Origin of the sequence: Bacillus sp. Xin1 (assembly GCF_013314535.1) — a bacterium.
Taxonomy (GTDB): Bacteria; Bacillota; Bacilli; order Bacillales; family Bacillaceae_G; genus Bacillus_A.
In genome coordinates this window covers 1-227 of sequence record NZ_JABUAE010000211.1, presented here as the reverse complement: position 1 = coordinate 227, position 227 = coordinate 1, and the positions used below count along the sequence as shown (strand labels likewise).

Here is a 227-nt window from a genome sequence, read left to right as displayed (position 1 = left end):
GCAATCGTTGTGATAGGAGAATATTTTTTAATCCATTTATAAATCGTTACTTCTGATACACCATACTCGCTGCTTAATTCTTTCACAGATCGGTCTGAATAATATAATTCAACAACCATCTTTTTAAATTCTTCATTAAACTTCTTGTTTGCCATACGGACACTTCCTCCTTGAAATCCATTGTAAGGACTTAACTAAGTTGTGTCCATATGACTATACTAAATCCA

Annotated in this window: 1 protein-coding gene; it reads right to left on the bottom strand. The window is 32.6% G+C overall.

Annotated elements, in window-relative coordinates:
• A partial coding sequence (locus HRG09_RS28575) for a transposase (RefSeq protein WP_174104127.1) occupies positions 1-155 on the bottom strand: 155 nt, incomplete at its 3' end.
• Positions 156-227: the final 72 nt, after the last annotated feature.